The sequence below is a fragment of the Bradyrhizobium cosmicum genome, assembly GCF_007290395.2.
GTDB lineage: Bacteria > Pseudomonadota > Alphaproteobacteria > Rhizobiales > Xanthobacteraceae > Bradyrhizobium > Bradyrhizobium cosmicum.
Genome location: NZ_CP041656.2, coordinates 5823573 through 5837983, shown reverse-complemented (window position 1 = coordinate 5837983; position 14411 = coordinate 5823573). Strand labels below are relative to the sequence as shown.

The following is a 14411-nucleotide window of genomic DNA, read 5'->3' as shown; positions in this document are numbered from 1 at the left end:
AAAACCGACCAATGGTCGGTAAATACCGACCGACAGTCAAAAAGTCAACTGGCCGCGTCCGGCGAATCCGACTAGACGAGAGCGATGGCCAAACAGGCGGAGCGGCGGGCGGCGACATCGGAGGCGATCCTGACAGCGGCGCGCCGCCTGTTCGGGAAGGACGGCTTTGCCACCACCACCATGGATGCGATCGCGGAGGCCGCCGGCGTCGCCAAAGGCGCGGTCTATCATCACTTCAAGACCAAGGAGGCGGTGTTTGAGGCCGTGTTCGAGCAGGTCTCGCGCGACCTCGTCGCCGAGATCGACCGCACCGCGCGCGCCGAGAAAGACGTGCTCGCCGCAATGGTCGCCGGCGCCCAGCATTACTTTGCCGCGACCGCCAAGGGGCCGACCGGCCAGATCATCCTGCGTGACGGCCCCGCCGTGCTCGGCTGGGAGCGCTGGCGCGAGATCGACGCGCGGCACTTTGGTGGCAAGCTGCCCCGTGCGATCACGGCTGCGATGGACGCCGGCCTGATCGCGCGCCAGCCGGTCGAGCCGCTGGCGCGGCTGCTGCTCGGCGCGGTCACGGAAGCCGCGGTCGCCTGCGCCGGGCGCGCCGATATCGCAAGGGCGGGCGCGGAATACGGCCGTGCGTTCAAGTCGCTGGTCGAGGCGCTGCGTCTGCGCGCATGATTGTGCTAATCACGTAATGGAAACGCCCACATCAACAAGAAGACTCTTAGCGCATGAACGCAAATTCCTCCCTCGCGCCGTCAGATCCCGAGTTCGACTACATTATCGTTGGCGCCGGCTCCGCCGGCTGCGTGCTCGCCAACCGGCTGTCGGCGAACGGCAAGCACAGCGTGCTGCTGCTCGAGGCCGGCCCGAAGGATTCGAACATCTGGATCCATGTGCCGCTCGGCTACGGCAAGCTGTTCAAGGAAAAGACCGTCAACTGGATGTACCAGACCGAGCCGGAGCCCGAGCTGAAGGGACGCCAGGTGTTCCAGCCGCGCGGCAAGACGCTGGGCGGTTCGAGCTCGATCAACGGCCTGCTTTATGTCCGCGGCCAGCACGAGGACTATGATCGCTGGCGTCAGCACGGCAACACCGGTTGGGGCTATGACGACGTGCTCCCCTATTTCAAGAAAGCCGAGAACCAGTCGCGCGGCGCCGATCAATATCACGGCGCAGATGGCCCGCTGCCGGTCTCCAACATGGTCGTGACCGATCCGCTGTCGAAGGCTTTCATTGATGCCGCGGTCGAGACTGGTCTGCCCTACAATCCCGACTTTAACGGCGCCAAGCAGGAAGGCGTCGGCCTGTTCCAGACCACCACGCGCAACGGCCGCCGCGCCTCGACGGCGGTGGCCTATCTCGGCCCTGCCAGGACGCGCAGCAATCTCAAGGTCGAGACCGAGGCGCTCGGCCAGCGCATTTTGTTCGAAGGCCGCCGCGCGGTCGGCGTCGAATATCGGCAGGGCGCAACCGTGCGCCGCGCACGTGCCCGGAAGGAAATCGTGTTGTCGAGTGGCGCCTACAACTCGCCGCAGCTTCTGCAGCTCTCCGGCGTCGGCCCCGCCGATCTCCTGCGCCAGCACGGCATCGACGTCGTGCTGGACGCGCAGGGCGTCGGCCACGATCTTCAGGATCACATGCAGGTCCGCATCGTGATGCGCTGCTCGCAGAAGATCACGCTGAACGATACCGTCAACAATCCGATCCGCCGCACGCTTGCCGGCGCACGCTACGCGCTGTTCCGGAAAGGTTGGCTGACGATCGCGGCCGGCACCGCCGGCGCTTTCTTCAAGACCAGTCCGCGGCTGGCTTCGCCCGATATCCAGGTGCACTTCCTGCCGTTCTCGACCGACAAGATGGGCGAGAGGCTGCATGACTTCTCCGGCTTCACGGCGTCGGTGTGCCAGCTCCGCCCCGAGAGCCGCGGCTCCCTGCGCATCAGGAGCGCGGACCCGACCGTGCCGCCGGAAATCCGCATCAACTACATGTCGACCGAAACCGACCGCACCACCAATGTCGAAGGCCTGAAGATCCTGCGCAAGATACTGAATGCGCCGGCGATGCAGCCGTTTGTGGCTGGCGAGTACGATCCCGGGGCGAAGGTATCTACGGATGCCGAGTTGCTCGATTATTGCCGCGAGCGCGGCAGCACCATCTACCATCCGACCTCGACCTGTCGTATGGGCAACGACGCACTTTCGGTGGTGGACCAGCGGCTGAAGGTGAGGGGGCTCGAAGGCCTTCGAATCGTCGACGGCTCGATCATGCCGGACCTCGTGTCGGGGAACACCAACGCGCCGATCATCATGATCGCCGAAAAGGCCTCGGACATGATATTGGAGGATGCGCGGTAAACCCGCGCGAGAAGGAGCAGGCGGTTTGGCTACGCGACTGAAGATCGGCACACGCAAGAGCGCGATGGCGCTGGCACAGACGGAAGAGATCGCGCGCCGCCTGACCGCCGCCATGCCCGATCTCGATGTCGAGATCGTCAAGTTCGACACCACGGGCGATCTCGATCAGACCAGCAAGCTGCTGCCGCACGGCGGCAAGGGCGGCGCCTTCGTGGCGCAGATCCGCGCCGCGGTCCTGTCGGGCGAGCTCCAGGCGGCGATGCATTCGCTGAAGGACATGCCGGGTAACGAGGACACGCCAGGGCTCGTCATCGGCGCCACGCTGTCGCGTGATCCCGCCAGCGACGCGCTGGTGCTGCGCGATGGCGTGACGCTGGAGGCGCTGCGCCAGTCCGGCGGCAAGGGTTTCAAGATCGGTACCAACGCCGTCCGGCGCGCGGCCTATGCGCGAAGGTTGTTTCCCGCGATCGAGGTAATCCATTTCCGCGGCGCCGCCGACACGCGCGTGCGAAAGCTCGACAATGGCGAGAAGCAGCGCCTGCCGGATGGCGGTACGGTTGGGCCCGCGGATGCGCTGATCATGGCGCGCTCGGGCCTCGATCGCGTCGGTCTTTCCCATCGCATCGCCTACGAGTTCACCGCGGCGGAAATGCTGCCGGCGGCAGGGCAGGGCATCGTCGCGGTCGAATGCGCGGCGCAGGATTGGCAGACGCGGCGCATTCTTGCGTCGATCGACGATCTTGCGGCGCGCGCCTGCGCCGATGCCGAGCGCGAGGTGCTGTGGGTGCTCAACGGTCACTGCAATTCGCCGGTGGCGGGTTTTTCGACCATCACCGGCGATCAGATGTCGCTCACCGCATCCGTGCTCGACCTCTCCGGCAACACCATCATCGAAGCCTCGCGCACAGGGGCCGCCAACCGTCCTCGCGAGCTCGGCCGTGCGGTGGGGCTGGATCTGCTGGGCAGGGGCGCCGCCGAGATCATCGAGCGCAGCCGGCCGCGGTAAGCCGCCTGCGGGTGAGATCGGTGCGATTATACTATCGTGCGCCTGTTTTGCCCGACGTGTCAAACGTCGTCGCTCCGGGGCCTGGAGTCAGGCCGGACTAGATTCTTCAATAATTTCTACTTTGCATGGGGTTGTTTTCCCGTCTTTTTGCGGAGCGGCCCAGTCTCCGGCGGAGGGGCTTTAATTTCGAGCTAATGCGAGGGGGCCCTGCACACGCTCGTCGTTATCCGATGGAGAACTGTCCTGGCATCTTCTGCTTTTCCCGGCGACCTGATCGGCGCATAGCGATCCCGGTTACAGCGCAGGGACAAGAACGATGAGTACCAACGACGTCTTCATTCTCGAAGATGATTTGACGATGCGTATGATGCTGAAAGCCCTTCTGGAGAGAGCCGGATATCGATCCGTTTTCTTTGCGGACGGCGAGGCGCTTCAGGCCGAGGCCCGGCAGAACTCGCCGGTCTGTATTCTCCTGGATGTGTGCGTGCCCGGCAAATCGGGCCTGGAAACATTGAGCGAGCTGCGCGATCTGGATTATCCGGCGCCGATCCTGATGATGTCCGGTCACGGCGATATCCCCACGGCGGTGCGTTCGCTCAAGTCCGGCGCGGCTGACTTCATCGAGAAGCCGTTCCGGCCGGATACCCTGGTGGCGCGGATCGAGACCGCCTGCGCGGGCGCGCGTTCCGCAGCGAGTCCGGCCGCGCATTTCAAGCACGCGAAACGGCTGACGAGGCGTGAACGGGAGGTCTTGGATCACATGCTCGCGGGCTCGTCGACGAAGATCATGGCGAGACAGTTGGGTCTCAGCCCGCGCACGGTCGAGGACCATCGGGCCAATATCCTGCGAAAGGCCGGCGTCAAGACCAGCGCCCAACTCTTGCTGGGGGTGTTCGGCGCAAGACAGGCGCCGGGGGAGCGAGCCGCGGCGGCTTAGCCGCGATAACTCCGGACCCGCTTCAGCATCTGCTCGACATGGGCGACCGGCGTTTCCGGCTGGATGCCGTGGCCGAGATTGAAGATGAAGCGCCCCTGCGCAAAATTCGCCAGCACGTCGTCCACGGCGCGGTCGAGCGCGGCGCCACCGGTGATCAGCGCCAGCGGATCGAGATTGCCCTGCACCGCGACGCGGCTCTGCACGCGCTCGCGGATGAAGGCCGGCTCGGCGGTCCAGTCGATGCTGACGGCGTCGACGCCGGTCGCCTCGACGTAACCAGGCAATTGCGCGCCGGCTCCGCGGGGAAAGCCGATGATCTTCGCATCAGGCACCTTGGCGCGCACGCCCTCCACGATGTGCCGGGTCGGCTCCACTGACCAGCGCGCGAATTCGGCCGGTGGCAGCACGCCGGCCCAGGTGTCGAAGATCTGCAAGGCATTGGCGCCGGCGGCGAGCTGCGCCAGCAGGTATTGAATCGAATTCTCGACCAGCACGTCGATGATTTTTGCGAACGCCTCCGGATGCCGATAGGCCATCATCCGTGCCGGTGCCTGGTCGGGCGTTCCGTGGCCGGCGACCATGTAGGTCGCGACCGTCCATGGCGCGCCGCAGAAGCCGATCAACGCGGTCCTGAGGTCGAGCGCGCTGCGCACGATCTTCAGCGCATCGAATACCGGCTGGAGCTTGCCGAAGTCGGCAAGCGGCGCCAGCGTCGCGACCTTGGCGGGATCATCCAGCGGCTCGAGCCGCGGACCTTCGCCGACCTCGAAGCGCACGGAGCGGCCGAGCGCATACGGGATGACCAGGATGTCGGAGAAGATGATCGCGGCGTCGAAGCCGAATCTCCGGATCGGTTGCAGCGTGACTTCGGCGGCAAGCTCCGGGTCGAAGCAGAGATCGAGAAAGCCGCCGGCCCTGGCGCGAACCTCGCGATATTCAGGCAGGTAGCGGCCGGCCTGCCGCATCATCCACACTGGCGGGACGGCCTGGCGCTGGCCGGAGAGCACGTCGATGAAGGGCTTTGTCGCAGACTGGGGCACGGACCGTCCTGATGCAAGTTGAGGTTCCTGATACACCGCCGGAGGCCCGAGCGGAACAGTGGAACCAGTGCTAATGCCCCGCGTTGTCCCACCAATCGAGGAGGACTTCCATGGCTGAGACGTTCAATCCCGCGCCGCACGACAAGCACGCCGACGATCTGCACACGGCGCTGGCCGCCGATCGACATGCCAGGCTCGAAACCGGGCTCGAAGATTCCTTCCCGGCGTCAGACCCCGTGAGCGCCACCCAGCCGACGCCATCGAAGGCTGACGCGGATGCCGAGAACCCCTCGCTCTGGGACAAGGTTAAGGCGATCTTCAGCTGAGGCGATCGTGAGCCCGGATCGGTCGCCGGTTTCCGATAGGATCGCTAACGCATTGTTAGCGATCCATCGACGCTCCAGTCCGTAGGAGTACGGGAAAACCGGCATATCCCTGGGAATGCCGGCAAGCGTTTCAGGGTTCAATAACAGAAGCGGCAGAGTTTCCGAACGATCGGAGAAGTCTGCCGTATGAACGTTGCTACCCAGAGAGCCGGATGGAGCCGCCTGCCGCTGCGCGCGGCTGCTTTCGTCGTGCTGACTTGCGTGACGATCCTCGGCGTCACCGGTTGGCGCGAATGGGCTGCCCGCGATGCGGTGCTCAAGGGCGCGGAAACCGAGATGGCGAACGTCGCCCGCTCGCTCACTCAGCATGCCGAAGACAGTCTCGACCTGCTCGATTCCGGCGTCGTCGGCACCGTCAGCCGGCTGGAAATGGACGGCACCGATTCCGCAACGATTACGAAGCTGCGCAACCTCCTGGAGGTACGCAAGAAGGCGATGCAGCGCGTCCACAGTCTCGCCGTCATCGACGACCAGGGCAATTGGCTGACCTCGCCGGGGACGATCGCCTCGACGCTCAGCGACGACGCGTTCTTCCGCTATCATCAGCTATCCCCGAAGCGGGAGGCCTATGTCGGCCGTCCCGTGAAGAGCCTGCTTGACGGCGAATGGGTCGTCACCCTGTCGCGCCGCTTCAACAAGCCGGATGGCAGTTTCGCTGGTGTCGTGCTCGCGACCATCAGCTCCAGATATCTCTCGCACTTCTATGAGCAGTTCGAGATCGGCCGCAACAGCTCGGTTTCGCTGATGTATGGCGACGGCACCATCATCGCGCGCAACCCGAACAACGAGAAGTTCGTCGGCCGCAGCGTTGCCGACACGTCATTGTTCCGCGATGCGAGCCTGCAGGGGCCGAGCGGCACCTATCATTTCAAGTCGTCGCTGGACGGCGTCGAACGGGTCAGTTTCTTCAAGCGCAGCGGCCGCTACCCGCTCGTCCTGCTCGCCACCGTCGACAAGGACGAGCTGTTGGCACCGTGGCGCGCCGCGGCAATCTCACGCATGCTCTTCGTGCTCGCACTGGTCATGCTGATTGCCATCATAGGCGCGGTTCTGGTGCGGCATCTGCAACGGGGCCAGCGCATGGCAGCGGCGCTGGTGGAGAAGGAAGCCCATTTTCGCCTGCTTGCGGAGGGCTCCAGCGACATGGTCACGCGTATCGGGCTGGACGAGCGGCTGCGCTATGTCTCCCCCTCGTCGGTCCGTGTCGTCGGCTGGCGCGCCGCTCAACTGATCGGAACCCCCGCGCTCGCCGGCATCCATGCCGAGGACCTGCCGCAGGTCCGGGCCATCGTCGACGCCATGAAGCGCGGCGAGACCGAGGAGGCGCGTGTCACCTACCGCAACACGCACCGAAAAAATGGCGAGGTCTGGCTCGAATCGAACATGCGGGTGACGCGCAAGGACAACGGCTTGGTCGACGGCGTGGTCGCGATCTCGCGCGATATCACCGAGCAGAAGAAGCTGGAGACCCGGCTCGAGACGCTCGCGATAGAGGATAGTCTCACCGGGCTTGCGAACCGCCGCGGTTTCGACGAACGGCTCAGGGAAGAATGGGCGCGCGCCTATCGCGAACGTTCCAGCCTCGCTCTGCTGATGATCGATGTCGATCACTTCAAGTCCTACAATGACGAGTACGGCCATCCCGCAGGCGATGCCTGTCTGCGCGTAGTGGCGCAGACCATCGCGGCCGAGATGCATCGCGCCGGCGACCAGGCTGCGCGCTATGGTGGCGAGGAATTCGCCGTGCTGCTGCCGAACACCGACGCGGCGGGCTGCGCCCGCATCGGCGAGCGGCTCCGGAAGGCTATCCGCGGCGCGGGCCTCGTCCACAGCACCAATCGCCCGTCGGGTTGCGTCACTGCGTCGTTCGGCGGCGCGGCCTGCCGGCCGGCGCTGGAGCGCACCGCCGGCGTAGGCACGCTCGTGGAGGCCGCGGATCAGGCGCTCTATGCCGCCAAGGATGCCGGCCGCGACCGGCTGATGATGGCGGGCGAGGTCGCTCGTCTGCTGCCGAAGGCGTCCGGCCAGTAGATTCGTTCAATAATGCGGCGGGCGCTCGTTGGCCGCTCCCGGCGCGTTCGCCTCGGCTTCCTGCAGCCGCTCGCCAAGCTCGGCGATCTTCCGCGTCAGCACGTCGATCTGCTTCCACTGCGCGGTGATGGTCTGGTTCAGCGTCTCGATGGTGTCGTCCTGATAGGCGATCCGCATCTCCAGCGCGTCGACGCGCTCGCTGAGCATCTTGGTCTCACTCGTCACGGCCGTGCCCCTTGTCCCGTTCGCGCAAACCGTGGCCGAGCGCGACGCGCTCGTCGAACACGAAGCATTCGCCGCGCCAGCGGCTCTCCGCCTCCGGCACCTCCTCGAGATATTTCAAGATGCCGCCCTTGAGGTAATAGACCTCGGCAAAGCCGCGCGCGAGCAGATGGGCGCTCGCCTTCTCGCAGCGGATGCCGCCGGTGCAGAACATGGCTATCCTGCGGTGCCTTGCCGGATCGAGCTGCTCGGCGGCAAAATCCTTGAACTGGCCAAAGCTCTTGATATCAGGGTCGACCGCGCCCTCGAACGTTCCCATCGCCACCTCGAAGGCGTTGCGGGTGTCGAGCAGCAACGTATCGGGCGCCGAGATCAGCGCGTTCCATTCACTCGCATCGACATAGGTCCCGACCTGCCGCGTCGGATCGGCGGCCGCGTCGCCGAGCGTGACGATTTCCTTCTTCAGCCGCACCTTGAGCCGGCCGAACGGCATGGCTTCCGCGGTCGAGAACTTCAATTCGAGATTGTTCAGCCGGCCACCGAACATTTCGCCGTGTGCTAGCTCATGGGCGAAGGCGTCGATCGCCTCAACTGCTCCGGCGATCGTGCCGTTGATACCTTCACTGGCCAGCAGCACGCTGCCCTTCAATGCCAGCCTAGCGCAGAACGCGCGCAGTGGGTCGCGCAGCTCGCGGTAATCGGGCAGGGCGGCGAATTGGTAGAAGGCGGCAACCTTGTGGATCATGTCGGCTCGTTTAGCAGGCGGCCGGCGCCCGGAAAACCCGCATCGCGCGGGGCGCGAAAGGTCCATACGCCCAGCGGATGGCAGCCATTTCTCTGGTATGCCAGCATTGCCCGGACGGGCCGGAATGTGTCATGTAGGCGCGGTTTTTCCGAGGTGGCGCGACCCGCGCGCGCCTCAAGACTTAGCCCGGGCCAACAGAGCCTTACAAGAGCGCCTTGAGAGAGCAGAATTCGATGAGAAACTTCCACTTCCCCGGCAGGTCCACTGTCCACGCCACCAACGCAATGGTGGCAACCTCGCATCCGCAGGCGTCGCTCGCCGCGATCGAGGTGCTGCGTGAGGGCGGCACGGCGGTGGACGCAGCGGTGGCGGGTTCTGCCGTACTCGGCGTGATCGAGCCGCAATCGACCGGTATCGGCGGCGACTGCTTTGCGCTGATCCAGCCGCGCGGCGAGGGCAAGATCATCGCCTATAACGGCTCCGGCCGGGCGCCGAAGGCGGCCAACGCCGACTGGTACCTCGAGCGCAAGATTACCTCCGTGCCGCTGACCTCGGCGCACGCGGTCTCGATCCCCGGCGTGATCGACGCCTTCGCCACCGTGCTGCGCGACCACGGCAAGTTCGGCTTCGACCGCCTGCTGCAGCCCGCGATCAAGGCGGCGGAAGAGGGCTATGTCGTTGCCCCCCGCATCGCCTTCGACTGGAAGAACCAGTTCGAGAAGCTCAAGAACGGCACCAACACCGCGCGTTACCTGTTGCCGGGAGGCAAGCCGCCCGTGGCCGGCGACGTCATCCGCCAGGCCGAGCTCGGCAGGACGCTGCGCGCGATCGCCAAGGACGGCCGCGATGCCTTCTACAAGGGCGCGATCGCGGAAGATATGGTCGAGACCCTGCGGGGCATCGGCGGCCTGCACACGCTCGACGACTTCGCCGCGCACACCACCGAGACGACGACGCCGATCGGCACCATGTACAAGGGCCATGACGTCTGGCAGTGCCCGCCGAACGGCCCGGGCGTCACCGCGCTCTTGATGCTCAACATCCTGTCGCGCTTCGACCTGACCAAGTATGCGCCCGTCAGCGTCGAGCGCTTCCATCTCGAGGCGGAAGCCGCGCGCATCGCTTACATGAACCGCGAGATGCATGTCGCCTCGCCAGAGCACATGAAGATCAACGTCGCCGAGATGCTCGAAAAGAGCTTTGCCGACGAGTACATCAGCAAGATCCGCATGGACGGCATGCTCGACCTGCCGAACGTCGCGCCGCCGATGAACCCCTCGACCATCTACATCACGGTCGTGGACAAGGACCGCAACGTCTGCTCGTTCATCAACTCTGTCGCGCATTCCTTCGGCTCGGCGATCGTCTCGAACAAGACCGGCGTGCTGTTGCAGAACCGCGCCGGCGGCTTCCGCATCCAGCCGGGCCATCCCAACTGCATCGAAGGCGGCAAGCGCCCGCTGCATACGATCATGCCGGGTCTGCTCACCAAGGGCGGCCGCTCCGTGATGCCGTTCGCCGTGATGGGCGGCCAGTACCAGCCGACCGGCCAGACCCATGTCCTGACCAACATCCTCGACTACGGCTGCGACGTGCAGGAAGCGATCGACATGCCCCGCGGCCTGCACTACGAGGGCCAGTACCAGCTCGAGGACAGCGTGCCGGCTGACATCGTCGAGGGTCTGAAGAAGCTCGGCCACAAGACCGCCAGCGTGGTCGGGCCGCTCGGCGGCGCCCAGGCGATCTGGATCGACTGGGACAAGGGCACGCTCACCGGCGGTTCCGACCCGCGCAAGGACGGCTGCGCGCTCGGCTATTGATGGGCGCGGGGCTGGAAACGGTATCCTTGTTGGGCTAGACACCTCCCGGCTCAAACGGAAGGTGCCTAATGCAGCGTTTCCAGCGCGCACTCCTCGCCATCATGTCGGCTCTCGCGATCACCGTGATCGGCGGCGTGTCCGGCTTCGTTTCCACCACGGCCTCGGCCCAGACCGCAGGAAAGACCATGACCACAGCTTCAGGCTTGCAGACCATCGACAGCGTTGTCGGCACCGGCGCCTCGCCGAAGCCCGGCCAGATCTGCGTGATGCACTACACCGGCTGGCTCTATGAGAACGGCCAGAAGGGGAAGAAATTCGACTCGTCCGTCGACCGCAACGAGCCGTTCGAGTTTCCGATCGGCAAGGGCCGCGTCATTGGCGGCTGGGACGAGGGCGTTGCCACGATGAAGGTCGGCGGCAAGCGCACGCTCATCATCCCGCCACAGCTCGGCTACGGCGCCCGCGGCGCCGGCGGCGTGATTCCGCCGAATGCGACCTTGATGTTCGACGTCGAATTGCTCGCGGTGAAGTGACCTCGGGGTCACCCCGTAAACAAAAAGACCGGCCGCGAGGCCGGTCTTTCGCTATCGAGTTGACGTGCGTTACTCCGCCGCGCGCTTTGCCGCCGCTGCGGCGCGATCGATCGCGTCCTTCGCGGCGTCCTTGGCGTCGCCCATGGCCTGCTGGCCCTTGCCCTTCACTTCCTGGACCACGCCTTCACCCTTGAGGCGGTCGGAACCGGTGGCTTCGCCGATACCCTGCTTGGCCTTGCCGATCGCCTCGTTGGCGGTGCCCTTGATCTTGTCGCTGGTGCTACCCATGAAACTCTCCTTCCAGTTTGCTCGGGGGGACAACACCTGACGGCTGTCTGGGTTCCCGTTTTGGGTATGGCTTGATGTCGCGGCTTTGGTTAGTTTCGCGCGCACGGAACCAACAGAAAGCAAGTCCCATGACCGGCCATGATCACACGCATTCCCACCATGACCACGATCATCACGACGATCGCTGGAAACATGACGGCGTGCGCGTCATCCCCGGCAACCAGCTCGATACCAACGTGCCGTCGACCAAGGGCATGGACCGCGCCGCCGCGATCAATTTCGCACGCGTCGGCGCGCAGAAATTGTGGGCGGGCACCGTCAGCATCAAGCCTGACGCCAAGACCGGCGCGCATCATCACGGCCATCTCGAAAGCGTCATCTATGTGGTGAAGGGCAAGGCGCGCATGCGCTGGGGCGAAAGCCTGCAGTTCACCGCAGAGGCCGGCCCCGGCGATTTCATCTTTGTGCCGCCCTACGTGCCGCATCAGGAGATCAACGCCAGCCCGGACGAGGTGCTGGAATGCGTGCTGGTGCGCAGCGACGGCGAGGCGGTTGCGATCAACCTCGACATCGAACCGGTCGAAAAGCCCGAGACAGTGCTGTGGATCGACCCGGTGCATCGGGACCCCAACGAGAAGAAGTAGGCTGCTCGGGGCCGCGGGGGTGTCTCACCCCGCGGCTCCAGAAAAAATTTCCGGAAGCCGTGTCGGATCGGCGCCACGCCGTCCGTCCTCGGGCAGAACCCCGCCCAAGGAGCTTCCGATGCCGAGGATGATCTTCCTCAATCTGCCGGTGACCGACCTCGAACGCGCGACCGCCTTTTACGAGGCGATCGGCGCGGTCAGGAACCCGCAATTTTCCGACGACACGGCGAGCTGCATGGTCTTTTCCGAGGCCATCTACGCGATGCTGACGACCCACGACAAATTCCGTCAATTCACGCCGAAGCCGATCGCAGATGCAAAGCTGTCGAACCAGGCGCTGTTCTGTCTGTCAGCGGACAGCCGCAATGAGGTCGACGAGATCGTCGGCAAGGCCGAGGGCGCCGGCGGGGTGGCGGATCCCGGCCCGAAGGACGAATACAGCTTCATGTACGGCCGCAGCTTCGAGGATCCGGATGGCCACATGTGGGGCGTGAACTGGATGGACATGGCCGCCTTCGCAGCGCAGTCCGACATGACGAACGCCTGACCAAACTCCACCCATTTCGAAACGCCAGAGAGGAGAGCCCACGATGTCCAAGGTCGTCCCCTGCATGTGGTTCAACGGCGATGCCGAGGAAGCCGCGAAGTTCTATGTCTCGCTGGTCCCGAACTCGGAGATCACGCACGTCCAGCGCAACGTCTCGGATGGCCCGTCCGGCAAAACAGGTTCCGTGCTCGTCGTCGAGTTCACGGTCGCTGGACAGCCGCTGGTCGCGCTCAACGGCGGCATGAAGGTGGAATATACCCACGCAATCTCGCTGATGATCCATTGCGACGATCAGGCCCAGGTCGACAGCGTCTGGGGTGCCTTCCTCGCTCATGGCGGCAAGGAGCAGCAGTGCGGCTGGATCAGCGATCGCTGGGGCGTATCCTGGCAGGTGGTGCCGAAGGTGATGTTCGATTTCCTGTCGAGCCCCGACAAGGCGGCGGCTGCGCGTGCGATGCAGGCCATGATGAAGATGGTGAAGTTGGATGTTGAGGTTCTGCGTCGCGCGTTTGAGGGCAAGTCTGCGGCGTAGTCGTGATGCTCTCGCTACCCGACAAGCGTCATCGCCCGCCTTGTGCGCATTTGCGCAATGGGGCGGGCGATCCAGTATTCCGAGGCGATAGTGATTGAACCGAAAGGCCGTGGAGTACTGGATGCCCGGTCAAGCCGGGGCATGACAGCGGAATTTGAGGCTGCTTTGCGCGTTCGAAACCGCCGCTAGTAATTGATCCTCAGCCCCACGCCGCCATGGATCGTATTCCCTACCGGCTGCGGGCCGAGCGTGCCGTTGGCGAAGAGATCCACGATCCAGCCCTTCTGCACGCGGAAGCCGAGGCGGCCGCCATATTCGAACCAGCCCTGGTTGCCCATGGTCGGCACCACAGTGCCGTCGCCGGTCACGGTGGCGACGATGCCGCTATGGCTGGCGAAGGACTGCACCCAGCCGCCGTTGATGTTGGTCTCGATGTTGCCGCCGAAGAGATGGGTCCACTGGCCGCCGATCTTGACCAGGCTGGTGCGGTCGGTGCCCGTCGCGATGGTGGCGTCGAACGGATTGAACGCCACGGCGCTGTCGCTGTAGCCGGACACGCGTTGCCAGAGCTGCCAGACTTCAATGGAAGCCGCGACCTCGTCGCGTGGCGACACCCGGCTCATCCAGCCCGCGCGGCCGTAGACCGCGTAGTTCGAGGCGTTGGTCGAACCCGTGACGCTCACCGGGCCGAGGCTGGTGTTGTAGCTGCGGGTGTAGCGCGCCTTCTCCCACGGCGTCAGGATCGTGCCGACGTCGAAGAACGGCCGTGACGAGCCCCAGTCCGTGAAGTCGTAGCGCAGCGCGAAGGCGCCGATCGGGGCGCTGGTGATCTTGTAGCCGCCCTCGTTGTATTGCGTGTAGGCGATGCCGGCCAGCAGCGACAGATTGTTGGTCAGCTCCTTGCGGCCGTGGATGCCTGCCGAGAACGAACCGGCAGAGCCGAACGCGCTGATGCAGTCGCTGCAATTGACCTGCTCGTTGACCCCGAGCAGCACCGTGCCGAGCACCCGGTTGGTGATCATCTGGTTGAAGCGCTGGTCGGCGAGGCCGCCGATCGAATTGCCGCTGGAGTCCGCACCGGTCGGGCCCGACGGTGGCGGATAGGGGCTCGGCGAGGGCGACGGGTAGGGGCTCGGCGACGGAGAGGGCGTCGGTGTCGGCGATGGGTACGGCGATGGCGAATAGGTCGGCGTGGGAGTCGGCTCGCAATAGCCGGCATCGCATTCGTCTGCCGCGGCCGGCCGCGCATCGAACGCGAGAGAACAGACGAGGACAGCCGCCGCGAGCGCCGCCCAGGCCATGAGCCGTTTTGCCATTCCTGCCATC

The 14411-nt window shown here is 65.0% G+C and carries 16 protein-coding genes; 11 read left to right on the top strand and 5 right to left on the bottom strand.

The window, feature by feature from the left end:
* The first annotated feature begins 84 nt into the window (after positions 1-84).
* From FNV92_RS28005 to FNV92_RS27990, 4 genes are all read left to right on the top strand, one after another.
* Positions 85-675 carry a TetR/AcrR family transcriptional regulator gene (locus FNV92_RS28005; RefSeq protein ID WP_143843694.1) on the top strand — a complete coding sequence of 197 codons (591 nt, stop codon included), beginning with the start codon at positions 85-87 and terminating at the stop codon, positions 673-675.
* A 53-nt stretch (positions 676-728) separates the two neighbouring features.
* The gene (locus FNV92_RS28000; RefSeq protein WP_143843695.1) at positions 729-2354 is read left to right on the top strand and encodes a GMC family oxidoreductase; all 1626 of its coding nucleotides are present in this window, start codon (positions 729-731) and stop codon (positions 2352-2354) included.
* A gap of 25 nt (positions 2355-2379) precedes the next feature.
* Positions 2380-3360 carry a hydroxymethylbilane synthase gene (gene hemC / locus FNV92_RS27995; protein WP_015688074.1) on the top strand — a complete coding sequence of 327 codons (981 nt, stop codon included), beginning with the start codon at positions 2380-2382 and terminating at the stop codon, positions 3358-3360.
* Between the two features lie 316 nt (positions 3361-3676).
* On the top strand, positions 3677-4297 hold the full coding sequence (locus FNV92_RS27990) for a response regulator transcription factor (protein WP_015688073.1): 621 nt from the start codon (positions 3677-3679) through the stop codon (positions 4295-4297).
* On the opposite strand, the gene hemE is transcribed toward FNV92_RS27990, so the two are convergent.
* Positions 4294-5337 carry a uroporphyrinogen decarboxylase gene (hemE, locus tag FNV92_RS27985; RefSeq protein ID WP_143843696.1) on the bottom strand — a complete coding sequence of 348 codons (1044 nt, stop codon included), beginning with the start codon at positions 5335-5337 and terminating at the stop codon, positions 4294-4296. The two genes, FNV92_RS27990 and hemE, sit on opposite strands and share 4 nt — an antisense overlap.
* A 110-nt stretch (positions 5338-5447) precedes the next feature.
* Between hemE and FNV92_RS27980 the strand changes: the two genes are divergently transcribed.
* Both FNV92_RS27980 and FNV92_RS27975 read left to right on the top strand, forming a co-directional pair.
* Positions 5448-5663 carry a hypothetical protein gene (locus FNV92_RS27980; RefSeq protein WP_015688071.1) on the top strand — a complete coding sequence of 72 codons (216 nt, stop codon included), beginning with the start codon at positions 5448-5450 and terminating at the stop codon, positions 5661-5663.
* A gap of 186 nt (positions 5664-5849) precedes the next feature.
* Positions 5850-7754: a sensor domain-containing diguanylate cyclase gene (locus FNV92_RS27975; protein ID WP_143843697.1), complete on the top strand. Its 1905-nt coding sequence runs from the start codon at positions 5850-5852 to the stop codon at positions 7752-7754.
* 6 nt (positions 7755-7760) lie between these two features.
* Here FNV92_RS27975 and FNV92_RS27970 read toward each other — a convergent pair whose 3' ends face one another.
* Together FNV92_RS27970 and trhO are read right to left on the bottom strand one after the other, a co-directional pair.
* On the bottom strand, positions 7761-7961 hold the full coding sequence (locus FNV92_RS27970) for a SlyX family protein (RefSeq protein ID WP_416377766.1): 201 nt from the start codon (positions 7959-7961) through the stop codon (positions 7761-7763).
* 7 nt (positions 7962-7968) lie between these two features.
* Positions 7969-8721: an oxygen-dependent tRNA uridine(34) hydroxylase TrhO gene (gene trhO, locus FNV92_RS27965; RefSeq protein WP_143843698.1), complete on the bottom strand. Its 753-nt coding sequence runs from the start codon at positions 8719-8721 to the stop codon at positions 7969-7971.
* Between the two features lie 233 nt (positions 8722-8954).
* Between trhO and ggt the strand changes: the two genes are divergently transcribed.
* Positions 8955-10541 carry a gamma-glutamyltransferase gene (gene ggt, locus FNV92_RS27960; protein WP_143843699.1) on the top strand — a complete coding sequence of 529 codons (1587 nt, stop codon included), beginning with the start codon at positions 8955-8957 and terminating at the stop codon, positions 10539-10541.
* A 68-nt stretch (positions 10542-10609) separates the two neighbouring features.
* Complete coding sequence (locus FNV92_RS27955; RefSeq protein ID WP_143843700.1) at positions 10610-11074, top strand: FKBP-type peptidyl-prolyl cis-trans isomerase; 465 nt, start codon at positions 10610-10612, stop codon at positions 11072-11074.
* A gap of 69 nt (positions 11075-11143) precedes the next feature.
* Here the strand turns inward: FNV92_RS27955 and FNV92_RS27950 are convergent, their stop codons facing one another.
* A complete protein-coding gene (locus tag FNV92_RS27950; RefSeq protein WP_015688065.1) occupies positions 11144-11362 on the bottom strand; it encodes a CsbD family protein in 219 nt (72 codons plus the stop codon).
* Between the two features lie 128 nt (positions 11363-11490).
* On the opposite strand from FNV92_RS27950, the gene FNV92_RS27945 reads away from it, so the two are divergent.
* The 3 genes from FNV92_RS27945 to FNV92_RS27935 all read left to right on the top strand — a co-directional run bounded on the left by FNV92_RS27945 (position 11491) and on the right by FNV92_RS27935 (position 13085).
* Positions 11491-12006 carry a cupin domain-containing protein gene (locus FNV92_RS27945; RefSeq protein WP_143843701.1) on the top strand — a complete coding sequence of 172 codons (516 nt, stop codon included), beginning with the start codon at positions 11491-11493 and terminating at the stop codon, positions 12004-12006.
* Between the two features lie 118 nt (positions 12007-12124).
* Complete coding sequence (locus FNV92_RS27940; protein WP_143843702.1) at positions 12125-12553, top strand: VOC family protein; 429 nt, start codon at positions 12125-12127, stop codon at positions 12551-12553.
* A 43-nt stretch (positions 12554-12596) separates the two neighbouring features.
* A complete protein-coding gene (locus FNV92_RS27935) occupies positions 12597-13085 on the top strand; it encodes a VOC family protein (RefSeq protein WP_143843703.1) in 489 nt (162 codons plus the stop codon).
* Positions 13086-13270: 185 nt separating this feature from the next.
* On the opposite strand, the gene FNV92_RS27930 is transcribed toward FNV92_RS27935, so the two are convergent.
* Positions 13271-14401 (bottom strand): hypothetical protein, encoded by a 1131-nt coding sequence (locus FNV92_RS27930; RefSeq protein WP_168213536.1) that lies wholly within the window; start codon positions 14399-14401, stop codon positions 13271-13273.
* Positions 14402-14411: the final 10 nt, after the last annotated feature.

What these genes read in the sequence shown, in the direction of transcription:
- ggt (WP_143843699.1), top strand. Translation starts at nt 8,955, where the DNA reads ATGAGAAACTTCCACTTCCCCGGCAGGTCCACTGTCCACGCCACCAAC.
- FNV92_RS28005 (WP_143843694.1), top strand. Translation starts at nt 85, where the DNA reads ATGGCCAAACAGGCGGAGCGGCGGGCGGCGACATCGGAGGCGATCCTG.
- FNV92_RS27940 (WP_143843702.1), top strand. Translation starts at nt 12,125, where the DNA reads ATGCCGAGGATGATCTTCCTCAATCTGCCGGTGACCGACCTCGAACGC.
- FNV92_RS27955 (WP_143843700.1), top strand. Translation starts at nt 10,610, where the DNA reads ATGCAGCGTTTCCAGCGCGCACTCCTCGCCATCATGTCGGCTCTCGCG.
- FNV92_RS28000 (WP_143843695.1), top strand. Translation starts at nt 729, where the DNA reads ATGAACGCAAATTCCTCCCTCGCGCCGTCAGATCCCGAGTTCGACTAC.
- FNV92_RS27975 (WP_143843697.1), top strand. Translation starts at nt 5,850, where the DNA reads ATGAACGTTGCTACCCAGAGAGCCGGATGGAGCCGCCTGCCGCTGCGC.
- FNV92_RS27930 (WP_168213536.1), bottom strand. Translation starts at nt 14,401, where the DNA reads ATGGCAAAACGGCTCATGGCCTGGGCGGCGCTCGCGGCGGCTGTCCTC.
- FNV92_RS27950 (WP_015688065.1), bottom strand. Translation starts at nt 11,362, where the DNA reads ATGGGTAGCACCAGCGACAAGATCAAGGGCACCGCCAACGAGGCGATC.
- FNV92_RS27945 (WP_143843701.1), top strand. Translation starts at nt 11,491, where the DNA reads ATGACCGGCCATGATCACACGCATTCCCACCATGACCACGATCATCAC.
- FNV92_RS27980 (WP_015688071.1), top strand. Translation starts at nt 5,448, where the DNA reads ATGGCTGAGACGTTCAATCCCGCGCCGCACGACAAGCACGCCGACGAT.
- FNV92_RS27935 (WP_143843703.1), top strand. Translation starts at nt 12,597, where the DNA reads ATGTCCAAGGTCGTCCCCTGCATGTGGTTCAACGGCGATGCCGAGGAA.
- FNV92_RS27990 (WP_015688073.1), top strand. Translation starts at nt 3,677, where the DNA reads ATGAGTACCAACGACGTCTTCATTCTCGAAGATGATTTGACGATGCGT.
- trhO (WP_143843698.1), bottom strand. Translation starts at nt 8,721, where the DNA reads ATGATCCACAAGGTTGCCGCCTTCTACCAATTCGCCGCCCTGCCCGAT.
- FNV92_RS27970 (WP_416377766.1), bottom strand. Translation starts at nt 7,961, where the DNA reads ATGCTCAGCGAGCGCGTCGACGCGCTGGAGATGCGGATCGCCTATCAG.